The 17738-nt window shown below is 46.1% G+C and carries 11 protein-coding genes and 1 pseudogene; 6 read left to right on the top strand and 6 right to left on the bottom strand.

The window, feature by feature from the left end:
- The first annotated feature begins 246 nt into the window (after positions 1 to 246).
- The 5 genes and pseudogenes from QUA03_RS10625 (at position 247) to QUA03_RS10605 (ending at position 6434) form a co-directional block, all read left to right on the top strand.
- The gene (locus QUA03_RS10625) at positions 247 to 753 is read left to right on the top strand and encodes a hypothetical protein (protein WP_333084683.1); all 507 of its coding nucleotides are present in this window, start codon (positions 247 to 249) and stop codon (positions 751 to 753) included.
- Positions 754 to 827: 74 nt separating this feature from the next.
- Positions 828 to 959, top strand: a pseudogene (locus tag QUA03_RS10620) (Uma2 family endonuclease); the annotation flags it as partial.
- A gap of 341 nt (positions 960 to 1300) precedes the next feature.
- A complete protein-coding gene (locus tag QUA03_RS10615) occupies positions 1301 to 4579 on the top strand; it encodes a DEAD/DEAH box helicase (RefSeq protein ID WP_333211885.1) in 3279 nt (1092 codons plus the stop codon).
- 12 nt (positions 4580 to 4591) lie between these two features.
- Positions 4592 to 5416, top strand: coding sequence for an SWIM zinc finger family protein (locus QUA03_RS10610; protein ID WP_333211884.1), 825 nt, complete (start codon positions 4592 to 4594; stop codon positions 5414 to 5416).
- A gap of 238 nt (positions 5417 to 5654) precedes the next feature.
- Positions 5655 to 6434: a photosystem II S4 domain protein gene (locus QUA03_RS10605; protein WP_333211882.1), complete on the top strand. Its 780-nt coding sequence runs from the start codon at positions 5655 to 5657 to the stop codon at positions 6432 to 6434.
- A 250-nt stretch (positions 6435 to 6684) separates the two neighbouring features.
- Here QUA03_RS10605 and QUA03_RS10600 read toward each other — a convergent pair whose 3' ends face one another.
- The 3 genes from QUA03_RS10600 to QUA03_RS10590 all read right to left on the bottom strand — a co-directional run bounded on the left by QUA03_RS10600 (position 6685) and on the right by QUA03_RS10590 (position 12355).
- Positions 6685 to 8163, bottom strand: coding sequence for a hypothetical protein (locus tag QUA03_RS10600; protein WP_333211880.1), 1479 nt, complete (start codon positions 8161 to 8163; stop codon positions 6685 to 6687).
- A gap of 90 nt (positions 8164 to 8253) precedes the next feature.
- A complete protein-coding gene (locus tag QUA03_RS10595) occupies positions 8254 to 11223 on the bottom strand; it encodes a CHAT domain-containing tetratricopeptide repeat protein (RefSeq protein WP_333211879.1) in 2970 nt (989 codons plus the stop codon).
- A gap of 343 nt (positions 11224 to 11566) precedes the next feature.
- On the bottom strand, positions 11567 to 12355 hold the full coding sequence (locus QUA03_RS10590; RefSeq protein ID WP_333211877.1) for an SDR family oxidoreductase: 789 nt from the start codon (positions 12353 to 12355) through the stop codon (positions 11567 to 11569).
- Between the two features lie 95 nt (positions 12356 to 12450).
- Here QUA03_RS10590 and QUA03_RS10585 point away from each other — a divergent pair, with 95 nt between their 5' ends.
- The gene (locus QUA03_RS10585; RefSeq protein WP_333211875.1) at positions 12451 to 13785 is read left to right on the top strand and encodes a hypothetical protein; all 1335 of its coding nucleotides are present in this window, start codon (positions 12451 to 12453) and stop codon (positions 13783 to 13785) included.
- 72 nt (positions 13786 to 13857) lie between these two features.
- Here QUA03_RS10585 and QUA03_RS10580 read toward each other — a convergent pair whose 3' ends face one another.
- From QUA03_RS10580 to QUA03_RS10570, 3 genes are all read right to left on the bottom strand, one after another.
- Positions 13858 to 14094 carry a 2Fe-2S iron-sulfur cluster-binding protein gene (locus QUA03_RS10580; protein WP_006634188.1) on the bottom strand — a complete coding sequence of 79 codons (237 nt, stop codon included), beginning with the start codon at positions 14092 to 14094 and terminating at the stop codon, positions 13858 to 13860.
- A 110-nt stretch (positions 14095 to 14204) separates the two neighbouring features.
- The gene (cobQ, locus tag QUA03_RS10575) at positions 14205 to 15671 is read right to left on the bottom strand and encodes a cobyric acid synthase CobQ (RefSeq protein ID WP_333211873.1); all 1467 of its coding nucleotides are present in this window, start codon (positions 15669 to 15671) and stop codon (positions 14205 to 14207) included.
- A 242-nt stretch (positions 15672 to 15913) separates the two neighbouring features.
- Positions 15914 to 17491, bottom strand: a complete 1578-nt coding sequence (locus QUA03_RS10570; RefSeq protein ID WP_333211871.1) for a Ycf66 family protein — start codon at positions 17489 to 17491, stop codon at positions 15914 to 15916.
- Between the last annotated feature and the right edge of the window lie 247 nt (positions 17492 to 17738).

The raw sequence follows: 17738 nt of genomic DNA, 5'->3' as shown, positions 1-17738 counted from the left end.
CGAGCTCAAAGTTGAGACTTACACTTAGAGCAGTATCTAACAGCTCAGCTCAAGCTTGCCTTTGTGCAGTTTGAATTGTATCTGTATTCGGTCAAGGTCGGCCGTTTTTTGCGTGAAATATTTTAGCTTTGCGGGCGATCGGACTCTCTGACCGTCTGAAAATCCCTCAAGTGCTTAGCTAGTATGTCTTTTCGGTCTATAATAGACTTTGGCTATTCCAGCCTAACTATCAGGAATTGTTTTCTAATGAATTATCTTATCGCCGTACTGCCCGATCGAATTCAAGCCGAAGCTGCCTACTGTGCTCTGGAAAAAGAAGGCTTGCCTATGAAGCAAGTGAGTATTTTGGGCCGCGGCTACAAAACTGCTGATGAATTTGGCTTGATCGACCCGAACCAGCAAGCGAAGAAACAAGCTAAACTCATGGCTATTTGGCTGATTCCCTTTGGCTTTATTGCTGGCGTTACTTTCAGCTTGATTACTGAGTTGAAGACTTTTGCCTGGGCGGGAGAAATTGGCGATCATGCGATCGGTGGTGTACTCGGTGCGATCGCCGCTGCAATGGGCAGTGTGTTTGTTGGAGGCGCGGGCGGTATGGCTTTTGGTAGCGGCGATGCTTTGCCCTACCGCAACCGTTTGAATGCGGGTAAATTTTTGATTGCCGTTAAGGGTACTGATGATTTGACTGGGAAAGCTGCGAAGATTTTGCAGCAGTTTAAACCGGAAAATATCCAAGGTTATACAGAGACTTAGTTATTTGTTTGTTAACAGTTGACGGTTAACTGTTAACTGTTGACATTCAACTCGTGTAATATTTGGAGGCAGTTATGGAATCACAAACTATCCCCCTAGATTCTCCCCTAGAATTAACCCTCGAATTAACAGACGAGCAGTTTTTTCAGTTGTGTATTGACAACCGGGATTTAAGATTTGAACGGACTGCTAGTGGAGGATTGATTAGACCTCTTGCAAAAATAGCTGGGACGGGCAAGATGCCCATCCCACAAAAAGTTTTTTCTCTTGTGGGATGGGCATCTTGCCCGTCCGAAAATTTGCTTAAAAGGACTTTTGCAAAAAGTCTATTATTAGAGACTGTTGGCGAATCAATAAAGGGCTTCACCTCTCACCCCTAAAAATAGTGGTTCTAGACTAAATTTCAAATTGACCATATAGCCATTAACTACCAATAGTGAACGGAAATACTGCCTCCCAGAGGTGATGGGTAACACCCCCTGCGAATTCGCCAACAGTCTCTTTCAACCGCCGTCTTATCTTTTCCCGCTAATTGATGGTATAACCTATGAAAATCCTCCACGGGACTTGGATTCCTCAAGCAGAAGAGAATTTTATTCAACCTGGAACGTTTTATATTTGGGTTGAAACTACTGAAAAGAAAAAACAGCCTGCTAAGGTTCATCCCCGACAATTGAAGACGGCACAGTTAAGAGAGTTTCTAACGAAAGAAGCCGGGATTCAACTGTCAGCAGTCAGCAATACAAGTGCGATGGGGCGAGAATACGCGATCGTCCCTCGGTATTTTTTACTGCCCACTGCTGACAACCAGCCGTTGTCATCTTTAGAACTAGCGCGATATTTAGAGACAGAGTTACCCGAAACATTTGAGTTGGAGTATTGGGAAGTTGATTGTGTGGCCATCGCCACCCACACTTTGACTAAAGTATTGAACGATCTGCATTTTTTTGCCCTCTACGATGTAGCAGAAGTTCAGTTTGGTTCAGACTTGCTATTTTGGTATCACTACACCCAAACTTTTAAGCAAATTGTTCTGAAAGATCATTATATTCCGGCGTTGCGCTATCGAGAAACTGCTCCGATCGCGATCGCACCCATCGAAACATCCGAACCCGCTGAGAAAGCCACGCGCGGGCGTAAGAAAGCGGGCGAGACAAAAACCAAAACAACTGCAAAAACTCCAAAAACACCTGCCAAAATTGCACCCAGCTTTGAGATTTATCCGGGATGGGAAATTGTTTCAACACAGTACGAAACTGATTTACAACGCTATGTTGAATGGATGCCTTTAGTTTGTGTGTCCGGTTTTCGGAAGATCCAGCTACAAGATACACCAAAGTTCTACGATCGCGAACGGTTGCTGCGGCATTTTTCCGAATGTGCGATCGCGGAAATTGTCACTCAAACCCCCATCCCCGCATCGTTTGAAAATAAGATTGCGGATTCTTTACTCCAAATCTGCCTCAACCAAACACGAAAAATCGCGCCAGTAAGCCTTGAACAATACCGGCAATGGCAAACCTGGCGCGATCGCATTACGCGCAATCAATCTGCTGACTCATTCTCCCTCTGCTTTCAACTACAATCCCCCGAAAACCCCGAACAGCCTTGGGTTTTAGAGTTTCAGGTGGCTGCGAAAAAAGACCCATCTCTGCGGCTGCCGTTGCACGATTATTGGCAATCGCGATCGACTCAACAAAAACAGTTGCAAACACAATTCGGAGACAACTTTGAGCAACATTTGCTGACAAATCTCGGCTACGCTGCCCGCATTTATCCCCAACTTTGGCAAGGGTTAGAAACCGACAAACCCGTTAACATTACCCTCAGCTTAGATGATGCTTTCACCTTTCTCAGCGAGTCCGCTTGGGTATTAGAAGATGCCGGATACAAAGTGATTGTCCCCGCTTGGTGGACGCCGAAGGGACGACAACGGGCGAAGATTCGCCTGCAAGTCAAAGGGAAGGACAGCAAGAGCCCTGCAATCAAGGGCAAGGGATTGTTTTCGGCGGATTCCTTGGTGGAATATCAATATGAATTGGCGATCGGGGGTGAACGGGTTAGCGAACAAGAATGGCAGGCGTTAGTAAATAGCAAAACACCGCTGGTGCAGTTCCGAGGACAATGGATGGAACTGGACAAAGACAAGATGCAGGAGATGCTAAATTTTTGGCAAAAACATCGCGAAGAAAACCCCGATTTAAGCCTGATTGACTTTATGAAGTTGACGGCAGAAGGAGAAGCCAGCGAACAGTTGGAGGTTGAGCGCGATCGGGCGTTATCGGATATGTTGGAGAAGCTGAACGATAAGAGTCGGTTAGAGTTAATTGCAGATCCAGCAAAGTTTCAGGGCAAGTTACGGGATTACCAAAAGCGCGGCGTTTCTTGGTTAAGTTATTTGGAAAGTTTGGGATTAAATGGCTGTCTTGCCGATGATATGGGTTTGGGTAAATCGGCGCAGGTAATTGCTCGATTATTGCAAGAGCGGGAAGTTTTATCTACTACAAAAGAGACAGAAAAAAAGACAGAAAATGCGGTTCTACCCACGCTGCTAATTGCGCCCACATCCGTAGTTGGTAACTGGCAAAAGGAAATGGAAAAATTTGCTCCAGAATTGCGATCGCTGATTCACCACGGCCCTCAACGTTTGCAAGATGCCAAAGCATTCAAAGCCGCCGTCCAAGATTGTGATATGTTGATTACTTCCTTTACCTTGGTGCGAAAAGACGAGAAGCTGTTGAGCAGCGTAGCGTGGCATCGCGTGGTAATTGATGAAGCCCAGAATATTAAAAATCCGAAAGCGGCGCAAACCAAGGCGATTTTAAAGTTACCCGCTACCCATCGACTAGCATTGACGGGAACACCGGTGGAAAATCGATTGCTGGATTTATGGTCAATTTTTAATTTCCTCAATCCCGGATATTTGGGAAAAGAGGCACAGTTTCGGAAAATGTTTGAATTACCGATTCAAAAACATGGGAGTCGCATACAATCAGCCGCGCTCAAAAAATTAGTAGAACCTTTTATCCTGCGCCGTCTGAAAACCGATAAGTCGATTATTCAGGATCTCCCCGACAAAGTTGAGCAAAAGCTCTACTGCAATCTCACCCGCGAGCAAGCTTCGCTTTATGAAGCGATTGTGAAAGAGGTAGAACAAGAAATTGACGCGGCGGAAGGGATGAAGCGCAAGGGGATGATTTTGGCGACACTGCTGAAGCTGAAGCAAATTTGTAACCATCCGCGCCAGTTTTTGCAAGATGAAAGTGAGTTTACACCAGAGCGATCGCACAAACTGGAACGGCTGATCGAGATGATTGAGGAAGTCAAAGCAGAAGGCGAAAGTTTATTGGTATTTACGCAGTTTACAGAACTGGGAAGCGCGTTGGAAAAATATATTAAACAAACGCTACATTACAACACTTACTACATCCACGGGGGAACCAGTCGCGAAAAACGGGAACGGATGATTTCAGAGTTTCAAGATCCAGAGTCTGAACCTTCGGTATTTATTCTGTCACTGAAGGCGGGCGGCGTGGGAATTACACTGACAAAAGCCAATCACGTGTTCCATTTCGATCGCTGGTGGAATCCGGCAGTGGAAGATCAGGCGACGGATCGGGCGTTTCGGATCGGACAGCAAAAAAATGTGTTTGTGCATAAGTTTGTAGCGATCGGCACTTTGGAAGAAAAGATTGACCAAATGATTGAGGACAAAAAGAAATTGGCAGGGTCAATTATTGGTGCGGATGAGTCGTGGTTGACTGAGTTGGATAATGAGGCATTTAAAAAGTTAATTAGACTCAATAAAAATGCGGTTCTAGATTAGGAGAAATCAAAGATGTCACAATTTACTCGGACTTGGTGGGGCAATAAATTTATCGATGCGCTGGAAAGATTTACAGATTCTGGGCGACTCGGACGGGGACGTTCCTATGCACGGAATGACAAGGTAAAAAGCTTTAAGATTAATGATGGCTTAGTGATGGCACAGGTGAGAGGCTCGGTTAATCCTTATTTTGGGGTTTATAAGGAGCCTCTGTACAAAACTAAAATTGAGTTTGAGCCAATTAGTCAGGAAAAGTGGCAAATGGTGATCGCCCAAATGGCATCAAAAGCCAGCTTTATTTCTCGGCTGCTGCTAAACGAAATGCCCGACAATATTGAAAAGGCTTTTGCACCCCTCGGATTGCACCTTTTACCCAGCAGCCGCGAGGACTTTAAGACTACTTGCTCTTGCCCAGACTATAGCAATCCCTGCAAACATATTGCCGGAGTTTATTATTTGGTGGCGGCAGAATTGGACAAAGATCCATTTTTACTGTTTGAATTACGGGGGCTTTCTAAGGAAGTGCTGCACCGCGAATTAGCAAAAACGCCTTTGGGCTTGGCACTTTCTGCTGAGTTAACGGCGGATGCAGCGGCCCCTGTGGCGGTGGATTCCTATTACACGCAGGCGATCGCCAGTGAGGCGCAAACGGTCAGCCTGAAAGAGTTTTGGCATGGTGCGAAGCGATTGCCGCAGACGATTGAGGTGGCAGCGCCAAGTGGGGTAAGTGCGATCGTGGTGAAGAAACAGGGAGATTTTCCACAGTTTTGGCACAAGGATGGTTCGTTTATTGAGGCGATGGAAGAACTGTATTTGCGGGTGAAGAAGAATAAGTAGTTGGGTGGACAATTTTGTTGCCATACTCGATCGAGCTCTTGCAAAAACTTAAACTCGAAGACTTCATAGATTTGGTACAATAATCGTGCTCATCATATCAGCTTTACCAGCAACTAAAATCCTAAGAGCGTTATTTGGTGATCTTAGACTATAATTAAAGTAGTGTGACTGTTAAAAAAGTAGACTTTTTAGTTACAGCAATTTTTGGCAATTTCAAATTAGAATCTAACATTAACTGATGTTACAAAAAGAAGAACTGTTAAAAGGCATCGAAAACCGCGACTGTGTGGCGCGGGCGATCGACCAAGCGGAACAAGCAATTAAAACTTGGGAAGTTACTCAGAGTGATTTTCTGTCGCCTCCAGAATTGGCGGACACTCTGACGGTATTTAAGCGGTTAACAGACGTGGAAGTAGTGGCTTGGGGCGGCTACCCGCAAGCTGAAAGACAAAGAATTGCGATCGCCCGATCGGATATCCCGATCGACTCTGCTAGCGTTAACGTTGCTGCGGTAGAAATCGCTGGCAATTTCTTGTTCGATACAGCTTCTCACCGCGACTTTTTGGGGGCGATGTTGGGTACGGGAATTGTCCGCGAGAAAACTGGCGATGTGATTGTTTTGGGAGAACGCGGCGCGCAAGCGATTGTCATGCCGGAGATGGTAGAGTATTTGGAGATGAGTTTGCAGCAAGTGCGATCGGTTCCTGTGCAAACGCGGCGCATTGAGTTGAGCGAACTCAAAATTAGAGAACCCAAAAAGAAAGAAATGACAACCGTTGAAGCATCCATGAGATTGGATGCTGTCGCCTCCGCTGGATTCGCAATGTCTCGCAGCAAAATGGCCGATTTAATTGATAGTGGCGACGTGCGAGTTAACTGGAAAGACGTTACTCAAGCTAGTTATAATGTCAAGTCTGGAGATTTAATTGCTGTTACCGGCAAGGGAAGATTGGAAATTGGGGAAGTTGCTGTTACTAAGAAGGAACGCTATCGAGTCCAGCTAACTCGATATTTGTAATTTATGGGCGGCATCTTCGGCCCAACCCCTACTCCTCACAAAAAATTGACTCTTTGTGGAACAGGCATCTTGCCTGTTCTTAAGAATGCTGAGGCGAAGATGCCCAACCCCTACTCCCCACAAAAAATTGACTCTTTGTGGAACAGGCATCTTGCCTGTTCTTAAGAATGCTGCAACATATGAGTTATACCACCCAAAAACCCCCAAAAACCCGGTTTCTTTGGTTTTATGCGTAAGTCCTAAATCCAAATTATCGGGGAAAAGTTTTCCTTACCCACACGGCGATACCCAGCATTAACCAGCCAAATAGTAAGCCAAACAGCAGACTCAAGATAATTGTCGCAGCAAAGGGATGCAGCGGTAGAGAAAAATCGGGTTGCCATTGAATCTGTGTATCCTTGATTAGAGGATAGGCGGCGGAAAAGATTTGTCCGCCGCCGATCGCAGTTCCGACAAAAAAGATGATATTCTCAAGCTGGCGATCGCGCTTTTTCTCCCTGTCTTCCTGTTGCTTGTATAATTCCATCTGTTCCCTGTCCAATTCCACCTGTTCGATTTCCACCATCCCCCGCACAGTGGATATCGACTGCTGGAACAAATTTTGACTAGCAATCAGGTAGTTTAAATCTATTTCAATTTGCCGCTGATACTTATCCTCAGCTAAATCTAGAAACCTCTGCCAAAAATCCAGATTGTCGCCTGGGATGCACAAACCTCTAATTCTTGTCAACGCCTCACCATAATTTTCAGCATTAGTATCAATGGTATTTCTGTCTTCTTGCAAATATCGCACCGGCTGAGCAAAAGCCAACATTTTAGTGTGAACTTCAGCCAGCAACTCTTTTAGCTTTTGCAACTTAACTTGTCGATTTTGTTCGCTTTGTATTGCATCCCATTCGAGGAGCTTCTTTTCTAACTCGCCCACTATTTGCTGTGCTTTGCGATACTTTTTCCGAGCTTCGCCATACACAAATACAATTTTAGCGCGAGAGCACAGCAGATTCATCAAGTAATCATTAAACGCCGGCGTTGCGACGAATTTCAAAGTTTGGGGATTGTCTTGCAACCATACTAAAATGTGACACCGCTGACGCCCATCATCTTCTCGGCTGTCATACTCAAAAATCGGACTCCCGAATAACTTTCCTTCGGCGCAAAAGTCTACTGATGCTGGCTGTTTATCCTGTACAAAAGCTTTAATAGATTCGTCAGCTAGTTTCCGGTAAGTATCATACACTGCTGGTGCTGCGTATAATAATAATGTCTGTCCCAGAGACGGTTGAATTGCATTTGGCAACAAGCAACCTTGGGGATTTAATCGACTTAAGTCCGCTACTTTTATTGTGACATTTTTATAGTAAAAGGTCAAGTCTGCCGTGTAAGTATCCTGAAGTCGCAGAGCATTGATAGAACCATCAAGTTTCGGGTTATCTGGCTGAGTAATTGGCTGGAAATTCAGAGTTTTTCCATCGGGAATCAGCAATTTTACCAGAGTCAGATTTTCCCCTTCGCCCTCTGGATAATACACCCCGTTTTTGTAGCAAATTAGCTTGTCTCTGAGGGAGTTGAGTTCGTCGATGTTAAATTCTTTGCCGACATTATCTGCTAAAATTTCCCACAAATTTTTGGCATTTTTTGCTACTTGCTTATAGCCTTTGTCCCTATCATCCCGCAGGTGGAAAGGATACAGGGTAATGCTGGGATTTTTAATTTGCCATTCTTGGCTCATAATCAATTTTGTGAGATGTTTTCGAGTATTTGTATCAGATATTTGGGACGGGCAAGATTCCCACCCCACAAGATTTTTATGGTTTCTATCCTAGGCAGGTGTTTGTGGATTATTTGTTGGCGGTGCAGGCGGCGCAGACGACGGAGGCAAACCCAGTCGGATCTGATTTTCCTTCAGCGTTTGGTAAAAGTCCCTGACGATTTCCTCCGGTGTATCGCTATCAGTGCCGCCCGCACCCATTTGATAAATTTCGTTCTCTAAATTCTCTTCTATTTGAGGTTTAGTTTCACACCAATCCTTGATTGTTTGAGCGATAATATTGATATTATCGGTCGAACCAACATCAATCGCTGATAATTGTTTGACAAATTGCGGCTCGGATATTTTCAATAACTTAGTGAAAGCCGCCACAATTTCTTCGGGTGTGGCATCATCGGGAAGTGACATTACTAATCTCCTTAAATCACTCTTTTCAGTTGACAGCGGTAAAGTTTCGGTTTCGCCAATTAAGGTAAATGCAGCCCAAGCTATGGGACTCGGAAATCGAGCTTTTGTGGTTAGCATAGCACACCGCAAGGCGGCTGCTCGATTCTCGCCCCGTGCTAAATTTTGGTAGAATTCAGTCATTAGTAATTTGGCTGAAATCGCTCCCATATTCCACAGGGAAACGATGATGCTGGGGACTCCGGCGAGGATGAAGCAGCGCGACAATCCGATGACTCCATCTCCGGTGATTTTACCGCCTCCGGTGCTGCACGCGCTTAAAACTACGAGTTCGGAATCGAGTTTTAATCGCAAGATTTCTGCGGCGTTAAGCGCGCCGTCGTCGGTGTCTCCTGATGGTGCTAAAATAATCGCGCCGGGGATGCCGGAACCTTGGAAATCGTCGAGGAGCCCGTGGGCGGATAAATGCACGATGCGGGTGTTTAGCATCCTGTCTAAAATGGCGAGTTTTGTGGCATTTTCTCCGCTAATTGCTTCGGTTCCTAAAGTTGCGGCTATGGCTTCGGCGGCTTCTTTTGCCCTGGGGATTTGGCGGAGTCTGTAGGGGTTTTTGTTGAATTTTGCGGCGATGGTTGGATCGCCGACAATTAGGGCGGCTTGTCTCAATCCTCGGACTCGGTTTTGATGTTCGCGGGTGATTTCTAATACTTGGATGGATGGGCTGGTGAGGATGGTATGATTTTCGATTAGGTAGCGGTTGTTGCTATCTTGCAAGGCGGCGAAGGGAACTAAAAATAAGTCGTAGTGGGGGACGAAGATGATGGGGGAATTGGCATCAACGGGCAGCAAGTCGATGATGGGTTCGATCAGGATTTGATCGAGGAGTTGCAAGAGGGGAAAGCGGCCTGTTTCGTCTCGATTGTACTGGGATTCTAGCTGAATTTTGTTGCCTGCGTCGTCGGTTTCATTGGTGCCGATGGAGACGCGGGCTTTGAGGATGATTTGTTTGAGGGTTTGGTTTTGTTGGTTGAGGGGTTGGAGGTTGGCGGCACGATGGGTGATGTTGCCGTTTGGTTGGATTACCCAGATGTAAATGTCATCAAAGATAAGCGAATATTCAACTATTGTGGAGTTTCTGTCGCGGGCGATTTGTTGGATTTTGGGAATTGATAACCCCCCCAACCCCCCCTTGCTAAGGGGGGGCTTTGAGAGGTTTGCTTCTTCCTCAAATCTTGATAACCCCCCCAACCCCCCCTTGCTAAGGGGGGGCTTAAGAGGGAGGAATTGAGATAACTCTTCTTCCTCCTCTTGATAAGGGGGGGACTGAGGGGGAGTTGTTAATAAGGTTTGTCGCAATAACTCGACGAAGGCACGGGTGCGCGACATTTCAGATATTTCTAAGGCTTCATCAAATCTAGTTTGGGCAATTAGGACTTGTTGCAGCAGGCGATAGGCAGATATTTGGGTTTCAAAGATTGAGGCTTTGTGGTCATTACTTACCAATTCAGAACGCAGAGTTTCATGAATTGCGATCGAGGCGCGAAGTGCTGTTTCAGCTTCAGCAAGTTGGTGAGTTTGTAGAAAAGTATACCCCAAATTGTTGAGAGAGTGTGACTCTCCCACGCGATCTCCGATTTCCAGTGAAATCTCTAATTGCTGTTCGAGAAATTCGATCGCCTTCTGGTATTGCCCTAGGAATACGTAAGCATTGGCCAAATTGCCGAGGGAAGTAGCTTCTCCTTGGCGATATCCGATTTCCCGTGAAATCTTTAAATACTGTTGGTGAAAATCGATCGCCCTGTGGTATTGCCCTAGGGATTGGTAAGCATAGCCCAAACTCCCGAGGGAAACAGCTTCTCCTTGGCGATATCCGATTTCCCGTGAAATCACTAAAGACTGTTGGTGAAAATCGATCGCATTCTGGTATTGCCCTAGGGATTTGCAAGCATTGCCCAAACTCCCGAGGGAATTAGCTTCTCCTTGGCGATCACTTATTTCCCGTTTAATCACTAAAGACTGTTGCTGAAAATCGATCGCCTTCTGGTATTGCCCTAGTGAAGAGAAAACAACCCCCAAATTGCCGAGGGAAGCGGCTTCTCCTTGGCGATATCCGATTTCCCGTGAAATCTCTAATAATTGTTGGTAAAATGCGATCGCCCTCTGGTATTGCCCTAGGGAATAATAAGCATTGCCAAAATTGCCGAGGGAATTAGCTTCTCCGTGGCGATTTCCGATTTCCCGTGAAATCTCTAAATACTGTTGGTGAAAATCGATCGCCCTGTGGTATTGCCCTAGGGATTGGCAAGCATTGCCCAAACTCCCGAGGGAAGCAGCTTCTCCTTGGCGATCGCCTATTTCCCGTTTAATCACTAAAGACTGTTTTAGGAATTCGATCGCCCTGTGGAATTGCCCTAGGGAATAGTAAGCATTGCCCAAATTGCCGAGGCAATTAGCTTCTCCTTGGCGATTTCCGATTTTTCGACAGATAGTTAATGCCTGTTCCCAAGAATGCAAAGCTTCTCGAAATTGACTGATTTTATACTGCTGATTGCCTTGTTGAAACAGTCTTTCTGCTTCCGCTTGTCGGGTGACTGCCACTGAGGTGTTGTCATTCATCCCAAGCCGTATCCCGGCACAATTCATCAACCGATTAGCGTTATTTAGTTGCCCAAATATTCTAAGATTCTCTGCCTCTTCTAGCATTGCCGCCACCAAGCCATCATCCAGCAATTCCGGGTGAGTCTCTAATACCTCCGCTTCTTCGCCGCTGGGACAGGTTAGCAGTTGATCGATCAGGTTGAGGTAGGCTTGTTCGCGTTATGACTTCATTGCGATTTGGGATTTGGGATGGTTCGATCCATTCATTTATTAATCGACTTTTGGGAAAATTTTGGTTTTGGGCGATCTAATGTTTGTCGTTGGGTGGGGGCGGGTTTATTTATATTGTCAACGATCGCGATTATTCCTCTTTCGCCCGAAACACCTTTTCTACTGACTTCACCAAAAGTTCTCGCGGCATCAATCGAGGCAGATTGGCGATGATTTGATTGGGAATTCCCCCTGTGACAACATTAGACTCATTTTTGTCTAAAGCTTTCAAAGCATCTCGCACTACTTCCGCTGCGGGAACGAGTTTTTGCCCGCTGCTGGATGCCATTGATTGAGGGAATTCAGCTACTGCGAAAAAGTCCGATTCTGTCGGCCCTGGACAAACGCACAAAACGCCAATTCCTAAATCTTTGTTTTCCGCCCAAAGTGCCTCGCTGAAACTCAAAACAAAAGCTTTAGTCGCTGCATACATCGACAAGTACGGCATCGGTTGAAAAGCTGCGATGGAGGCAACATTGATAATACTTCCTGATTTTCGCTGCAGCATTCCCTGCAAAAATAAGTGCGAGAGTTCAACTAATGCTACAATATTTAGTTGCACCATTGTTAGTTGTTTCGCAAGCGGGCGATCGGCAAAAGCACCGTAATCGCCAAAACCCGCATTGTTCACCAACAAATCAACCGTCCAACCTTTTTTAACAACCGCGTCAAATACAGCATTTGTGGCTCCGGCTGCGGTCAAATCTTGAACGATAATTTCGACTAAAATATTGAATTCCTGTTGCAGTTTAGCAGCTAACTGTTGCAATTTGTCTTCGGAACGAGCTACCAAGATTAGATTGTGCTGGCGTTTCGCTAATTCGGCGGCAAAGGCTGCACCAATTCCACCAGAAGCACCAGTGATTAAAGCAGTGGGCATGAAATTAATTCGGATATTTGATGTGGGCTTTATATATTTTAACAATTATTTACACGGGAACCTGTAAAATAATTAAAAGGGAATAGGTGAGTTTTATGGCGCGTCTTACCGATCGAGCTTTTGAAATTTTGCGGGCAGAAGTTGACAAGTGCGCGGCGGCTGATAGTCTAGCGGGTGATGTCTACCGACGGATGGTAATCAAGCGGTTGGAGAAGTTGCGCTTGCAAAACGGCACTTTCGCCTCAAGAGAAGAAATCCGCGATACCTTCAAAGACGAATTTCCCAACTTCAGCGAACAAGCTCTCAAAGCTGCCGTCAAAGCCAACCGCCCGCCCGGATTGTTCGGTAAAATCATCTTTGCTGGGAGTTTGCTGGGAAGTGCTGCGGGGATAATTTGGCTGATTAACCTACCTTTTCCCATGATTCGCTGGCCCGTGGCGAAAACAATGCCGATATTATTGCTGCCGAGTTTTATGAGTATGGATCATAATTACCGGCAGGCGATCGCCCTTGTGGAACAATCCGATCAACTGGTGAATAAAGCCACGGCTGTCGCTGATTTTGACTTGGGCGAAATTAAAGCAAAAGAGGCGCAAAAACACCTCGACGCCTTGCCGGTGTGGTTCCTCGGCTATTACCCACAAACTTACTGCAATTTTTTTGGCTGCAGTTGGCGGTTTACAGTCGATGAATTTGAAGCCGCCCGCAAAAATGTCGGGCGGATGGAGGCTCAGATTTTCCAGCAAAAAAATGCTTTTACTCAGTTAAATCAAGTCGAACAAACTCTCAACGCGGCGAAACAGGAGTATCAGCAAGCCAAAACTGCTGCGGATAGACAAAAAGCGACGGTAAATTGGCAAAGTGCGATCGACCAACTCAATCAAATTCCCGCCGAAACCCTTGCAGGAGAAACGGCTAAGAAAACACTCAAAGCAGCAGAAAGAGACTTTCAAGCAATGGGCGGCGTCGCCACCGGTTCTGTGCAGGCTGACAACTTAATTGAAGCTGCCAAAGAATTTGCTCTCTCCGCCGCCGTCGCCTCCCAAAAACCTCCCCATCCCGCCGCACAGTGGGAGCAAATAGCACAATTGTGGCAAGAAGCTATTAACAGACTGAAATTGATTTCTGTCGATAACCCTGGGTATCTCGACGCTCAAACCAAACTCGCTAAATATCAACAAGATTTAGGAACTACCCAGATTAGACTGGAAGCAGAAAAAGATTCTGTAAAAGCTTTGCAAGCAGCTAAAAGCTTGTTTGCCAACTTGCAAAATAATGTGAATTCTCAAAATCCCGATTACTCCCTCAGCCAGTTGCAACAAATTATCAATCAATTAGAATCCGTCAAACCCGGCACAACTGTTTATCCCGAATCCCAAAAATGGCTGCAATCTGCTCGCAAGAAACAGCAAGAATGGCAAAAGAATTAGTCAGTTGTCAGTTGTCAGTTGTCAGTTGTCAGTTGTCAGTCCACAGTCAACCGTCAACTGACAACTGACCAATTACCAAGTCGGGTCAACATACAGATTAATTGTCACTTGCTTTTTCCCCGAAGGGATGCCGGAAATACAAGCACAAATTGTATCTCCGCCATCAATTTCTACTTCGCAAGCGTGACAAGAACCCATGAGACAACCGGTAGGAATAGAAACCCCTGCACGTTTGGCTACATCTAGCAAAAGCTCTCCTGGTTCAGCTTCAACTGTCACGTTATCAGGTAAAAAACAAACTTTTGTCATTGAATTTGAACCTCAACTCTAACAAACAATAGTTAATAGTCAACTGTCAACTGTCAACTGTCAACTGTCAACTGTCAACTGTCAACTGTCAACTGTCAACTGTTAACTAATTAACCTAAAATATGCTTGATATCTAAATGCTTTTCCACTGTATCTGCTAGAGAGTCTAACAGAGCTTCTCGGTGTTCTCTGTAATTAGGAATACCAGTAGGCAAGGCGCGGAGTCCCCGCTGCTGCCGCAAGTGATTTAACCAAGCTCGCCGCCAAGCTCCGTTGTCAAAGATGCCGTGCAGGTATGTACCCCAAATTGATTGAGAAGTATTGACAATGCCTAAACTAGCATCGTCAAATAGCGGTTGAGTCAAATCTGACTCTAGGATTTGCGTTTTTCCTTGATGAATTTCGTAACCGGAAACTGGCAAACCCGGTTGAGGATAGTTAGATGTTACGATGCGTTGGCGGGCAATTTTGTTCGGTGCCATCGCAGTTTTCAAAGGCAGCAATCCCAATCCTGGAAATTCTCCCCTTTCTCCCTCAACGCCTTCTTTATCCGTGATACTTTCTCCCAGCATCTGAAAGCCACCACAAACTCCCATGACTGTACCGCCAGCTACTAAATAATTTTGAATAGCTTTTGCCATACCTGTTTGGCGCAGCACGTGCAAATCGGAAATTGTAGTTTTAGACCCTGGTAAAATCACGGCGTCTGGATGGCCTAGATGGTCTTTTGGGCTGACATATTTGACTGTGACAGTAGTTTCGGACTCCAGGGGGTCAAAGTCGGTAAAATTAGAAATTCGGGGCAGGCGGATGACAGAAATATTGATGTCAGTTTGAGAATTGGGAGAACGCCGATCGAGTAAATCGAGAGAATCTTCTGAGGGAAACACTTCGTCTATCCAAGGAATCACCCCAACTACCGGGATTCCTGTCCTTTCTTCTAGCCAAGTCAGGCCTGGATCTAAGATCGATTTTTGTCCTCGGAACTTATTAATAATGAATCCTTTAATTAAAGCTCGTTCGTCGGGATCGAGCAATTCCAAAGTACCGATGATGTGAGCAAAAGCACCGCCGCGATCGATATCAACTACTAGCAAAGTTCGAGCCTTTAAATGTTTAGCTACCCGCATATTTGTTAAATCGCGGTGTTTGAGATTAATCTCAGCAGGGCTACCGGCTCCCTCACACACAATCATGTCAAATTCTTGCTTGAGAAATTCTAAAGATTCCCGAATAGCTTGCCAGCCGATATCGAAATACTGCTCGTAATATTGAGATGCTCGCACATTGGCGATCGCCCGACCCTTGACAATCAATTGAGAAGTCATGTCTCCTTGCGGCTTGAGCAAAATCGGATTCATTTCTACCCAAGGTGCGACGCCCGCAGCCCAAGCTTGCACTGCTTGAGCGTAACCAATCTCTCCGCCGGCCGCTGTGACATAGGAATTCAGGGCCATATTCTGACCTTTAAACGGAGTTACCCGCCAGCCTCGCCGAGCAAAGATTCGACACAAAGCTGCCACGAGTAAAGATTTTCCTGCGTGAGATGTTGTTCCCACGACCATAATTGCTTTCATAATATTAAGAGAGAGGGAAGAAGGAAGTTCGGCAACGGATTCTGTAACGGATGTAACGGATGTAACGGATATAACGGATGTAACGGATGTCAGGAAGAAGTAAAAAGTAAAAAGTAAAAAGTAAAAAGTAAAAAGTAAAAAGTAAAAAGTAAAAAGTAAAAAGTAAAAAGTAAAAAGTAAGAAGGCAGAAGGCAGAAGGCAGAATCTAAAAAAATTCTGGTTTCTACCTTTTGTTTTCTGCCTTAAGATGACGGCTTATCTTCGTCGGATAGTTTCTCAGACTTGGATTCAGTGGCCGGTTTAGCAGTTTCGACTAGATTCGGATCGGGGGGATTCGGGGGACTCAATTCAGTTTGTTCTGCCTCAGAAGAGAGTTCTTCACCTGTTGATTCGATCGAGATCACTGATACTGAAACCGTTTCCACCTGCACGCTCAACCCAGGTTCTCCCGGTATTTCTATCTCTACAGGCGCTGCCATTTCCACCACAGTCATTTCTATCGATGCTGCAGGGGCTTCTGCTTCCGGTTCGCCTGCTGCTGCTTCCGGTTCATCAACTGCAGCCAGCGGTGTCTCGGTTTCCAGAGATACAGCAGGGGCTGCTGCTTCTGGTTCGCCAACTGCTGCCAGCGGTGTCTGAATTTCAGCGGACGATCGATCTTCGATCGGAGTTTCCCCTATTTTGTCAGAACTCGCGGTTTCTGTGGCCATCAACGCGGCCATTGCTTCAACATTGGTGGGAAAAGGCACTCCAAGGCTGGTTTCGACAGCAGTGTTGCTGGTTTCGGCTGCCACTTCCGCAGCCGCCTGGGCTAATTCGGATTCGAGAATTTGGTCGATACCCGGTGCAGGAGTTGCCGTTATTTTAGATTCAGGTACGATCGATTCTGGAGTCACTGAGGGTTTTGGCGTCTGGGGAGTTGCATCAGACTTGTTTTTAGCCACACCTCTTCCCAACATACCGCCGAGACTATTTTTGATATTGCCGAACAGACTTGCGAAACCGCCGGATTTTTTAGCTGGTTTAGGAGGAGTTGGAGCCACCGCCGCCGCTGCTGCCGCCTGCGACTCTTTAACGGCTGTCCTCCATTCTGTTTCCTCGTCAAAATCATCGGCTTCTGGCTGCTGTGGAGGTTCTGGCTGAGCCTCTGCTGGCTCCACACTTGGTGCAACCGCTATTTCTGAAATTTCTAGAGGTAGAGGTAGAGGAGTGAAGCTGCTGGCTAATTCTGCTGGTGTTGGTGAAGTCTCAGCAGCAGGAGTTTCGACTGAAAACACTGGTATTTCTGCAATTGCAGGTGGTTTCGAGTCGGGAATTTTCAAGTCTGGGGCGATCGCACTTTCAGCAATACTTTCAACTATGGGGGGAATCGCCGGTTGTTCCTCTAGCTTTACCTCGCCCTTATCCAGAGTGGGTGCTGGAACCCCATCAGTTTTCAGTTTGGGCGATCGAACAAACTTAGGTTTTTTCGCTGCTGCGGGTTCTTTTTTCTTGGCAAACAAGCCAGCAAACGGCACGCCTCCTGCAGCCAAATTCGCCGACTGAGGAATCGGCGTTTGCTCAGCAACCGGTGTCACCTGCCGGCGCAAAGTCAGAGTTTCCCAGGCAAACCAGCCCAACATCGCCACGCCCGCCATTTGACCAAGCAGGAGAGCACCAGTAATTCGTCCCGCACAAGCCCATAAAATTAACGCATAAAAAAGCCCTACCCCGCTCCAGGTAAAATCACTTTTGCGGTGTACTTCTGGAAAAAAGAAGGCCGCCATGTAAATACTGAAGCTGCCTAGACCGACCGCTAACGCCAGAAAGTATGCAAGCATATTGTCGGTACCTCCGCTGTGTCAAATAACTTCTACGCGCTAATTCTACCTTTGAGAGAGACTCAACGGCTTCTTTCTCTAGGACAATTCTTGATTTTTAGGGAAGTTTGGCAATGCGCCGTGTATAGGATTTAACACGTTCAACGGATGTTGACGCCAGAAGTGCGAGTCAAGATTTCCCAATCTTCCCCACACCCCCTATTCCCATCACCCCCCTATCCCCACACCCCCTATTCCCATCACCCCC

The organism is Microcoleus sp. S36b_A4 (assembly GCF_036700645.1).
Lineage (GTDB): Bacteria > Cyanobacteriota > Cyanobacteriia > Cyanobacteriales > Microcoleaceae > Microcoleus.
Note: the sequence above shows the minus strand (reverse complement) of the source record. Positions and strands in the feature narration are given on the sequence as shown.

Excerpts from the sequence above, each read along its gene's own strand:
- QUA03_RS10625 (WP_333084683.1), top strand. The coding sequence starts at position 247 with ATGAATTATCTTATCGCCGTACTGCCCGATCGAATTCAAGCCGAAGCT.
- QUA03_RS10615 (WP_333211885.1), top strand. The coding sequence starts at position 1,301 with ATGAAAATCCTCCACGGGACTTGGATTCCTCAAGCAGAAGAGAATTTT.
- QUA03_RS10610 (WP_333211884.1), top strand. The coding sequence starts at position 4,592 with ATGTCACAATTTACTCGGACTTGGTGGGGCAATAAATTTATCGATGCG.
- QUA03_RS10605 (WP_333211882.1), top strand. The coding sequence starts at position 5,655 with ATGTTACAAAAAGAAGAACTGTTAAAAGGCATCGAAAACCGCGACTGT.
- QUA03_RS10600 (WP_333211880.1), bottom strand. The coding sequence starts at position 8,163 with ATGAGCCAAGAATGGCAAATTAAAAATCCCAGCATTACCCTGTATCCT.
- QUA03_RS10595 (WP_333211879.1), bottom strand. The coding sequence starts at position 11,223 with ATGAATGACAACACCTCAGTGGCAGTCACCCGACAAGCGGAAGCAGAA.
- QUA03_RS10590 (WP_333211877.1), bottom strand. The coding sequence starts at position 12,355 with ATGCCCACTGCTTTAATCACTGGTGCTTCTGGTGGAATTGGTGCAGCC.
- QUA03_RS10585 (WP_333211875.1), top strand. The coding sequence starts at position 12,451 with ATGGCGCGTCTTACCGATCGAGCTTTTGAAATTTTGCGGGCAGAAGTT.
- QUA03_RS10580 (WP_006634188.1), bottom strand. The coding sequence starts at position 14,094 with ATGACAAAAGTTTGTTTTTTACCTGATAACGTGACAGTTGAAGCTGAA.
- cobQ (WP_333211873.1), bottom strand. The coding sequence starts at position 15,671 with ATGAAAGCAATTATGGTCGTGGGAACAACATCTCACGCAGGAAAATCT.
- QUA03_RS10570 (WP_333211871.1), bottom strand. The coding sequence starts at position 17,491 with ATGCTTGCATACTTTCTGGCGTTAGCGGTCGGTCTAGGCAGCTTCAGT.